The sequence below is a fragment of the Pannonibacter sp. CBAS1226 genome (assembly GCF_055685825.1).
Window position 1 is genome coordinate 1 of the sequence record NZ_JBVOUO010000030.1, and the last position, 2,087, is coordinate 2,087.

1 protein-coding gene is annotated in these 2,087 nt (G+C 53.9%); it reads right to left on the minus strand.

All coding sequences use genetic code 11. From position 1 onward, the window contains the following. Nucleotides 1-36: 36 nt before the first annotated feature. Nucleotides 37-1,500 (minus strand): hypothetical protein, encoded by a 1,464-nt coding sequence (locus tag AC0CMF_RS25210; protein ID WP_472482575.1) that lies wholly within the window; start codon nt 1,498-1,500, stop codon nt 37-39. Nucleotides 1,501-2,087 lie beyond the last annotated feature (587 nt).

Below are 2,087 nucleotides of genomic sequence, written 5' to 3' on the forward strand. Positions count from 1 at the left end.
TCGAGCCGCCTGAACTCGCTTCAAAACGCGGCACTGTCAGGTGAATACCATCTCTGTACATACAGCTTCACTAGGGTTCGGCGTCCAGACCGTATGGGTTTTGTCGCCTACCTCGGCCAAGATCGCATCCACATCGACGGGGTAATAGTGGTGTGTCACAGATGAGGTCGGATGGAAGTGAGGGGTATGGCTCATGACCTGACCTGTATCATCACAGAAATGATGGGCAGCACCCGGTAGCATTTCGACGGGAAGGGGGATCTTGGCATTGGGATTATGATAGACGTTAAGCCCCTCGATCCATTCCTCCGCATATCCGGCGGAATTGACGAAAACCCGGAAGAGTTTGTTGAGCATGGCATTGGGATTGTGATCGACCATTCGGCCTTCACGCACCAGCAAAACTTGCTTCGAGCCGAATTTTCCCAGAATGCCCATGCGGTTGAATTTAGCGATCGTGCCGGCATTTGTGCTGATGACGGCGCTGACATGCTCAGAGTCAGGTAAGCGGAAGAAGCCCGACGGAATGACCTTTTCGCCCCATTGATGTTGTTCAATCCGTGACGGTGAAATCACCAACTCGCCATTCGTATCGAGCGCACCAGCATGCTCATATCCCCACAGATACCGCTCCAAGGCTGGCTGCGAATACACCATCGACATCGGCGCCGAGAAATCGGCAACCGCGAAAACGAGCGGCTTCCCCACGACATGCGGCTGCTTCCAGTATTTTTTATTCAGCTTTGAGAAGAGGGGGCTGCCGAATTTGATCGGCATATACTCTTTGAGATAGGCTTCCCGTGCTTCCGGCGTATCCATCGGAGGCGGTGGCACGATCTGGCCATCCCTGATCGTCGGCCCGACAGTCACGGCTTCAACACAAAGCTCACCCAGCAAACCGGAACCGCAGAAGTCGGGAATCTGATGGTCGCGACTGAGTAGAAAGCCCGCCTCGATCAGCATAGCGAACAGATACAGCTCCCAGATACGTTGATCGAAGCCGGTGGTCTGGAACTGTTCGATAAAATTGCCGTCCGCATCCTCATACCAGCGCATCATCGGTTCGATGATCGAACGAGCAGGGGAGTATCCTTCATTGGTCGTCAGCTGGACGAAGAACGGATTGAGCCGCGATGCTTCATGCAGATGCGTGAAGAAGTCCACCGGTTCGCCTGTTTCATCACCCTGATAGTGGTCGTTTACCTGCGCTTTGGTCGCTGCGCGCATGCCGGCAAACAGTGCCTCCTTAGCCGCTTCGGGCGTGGGGCAGAAATCCGTGACGTTGACACCGCGGAAACGGAGGTTGCGATCCTGTGCCATGACGATGCCACCGAAATCCTGATCGGTGATGTCTTTGGTCGCAATGCCGATGACGCCGCCGCCTTTCACCTCGAAATATTCCAGCTCTTCGAGATACAGCAAAGTGGCTGGCTGGCGAGCATAGCCTCCCAGTGCGTTGAAGCGTGTCAGTGAAATCGGTGAAATCGCAAGATCATCCATGGCGCTATCGTCGCATAGGAACAGGCAAATCAACAACCGGAGTTTGCACGAGCGCACCAAACCGGATTATCGTTTGCAACCCTTGCAGCGCAGTTGGCCGATACCCATATGTATCAAATAAGCCGTTAGCCTAGCAGAGTTAGGCCTAACAGGAGTGGGTGCAATTCCCGCCGCTGTACTCTGTGCTGGAAGCCTCATCTTTCTACTCCCGTTGATCGGGATGCAATTCTTCGCTGATAAGAACCAAGCGCGAAAGGAGAAGCCTATGGAGACAAACACAGAAAAGACGTCCGAGACTAAAAACCGCATTATTATCGCAGCAATGCAGGTGATGGTGGCCTTCGGCGCAAGTACCGTGAGCAGCGTTGCACTGTTAGGCTAACGGCTTATCTCCCCTATTTGACCTAGTCCCTATGAGCTCATCCTGCTTGTCGTAACCTCCGGCCCATTGAGAGGGCCGGAGTATGAAACTGAACCGTTTCACAGACGAACAGATCATCGGTATCCCGAAAGAGCTCAAGGCTGACACGCCGGTCGCGGAGCTTTGCCGAAAGGGCGCTGTAAATTGGAGAATGCCTTTGCTGCAT

Bases quoted from the DNA above. Each gene is read 5' to 3' on its own strand.
- AC0CMF_RS25210 (WP_472482575.1), bottom strand. From the start codon at position 1,500: ATGGATGATCTTGCGATTTCACCGATTTCACTGACACGCTTCAACGCA.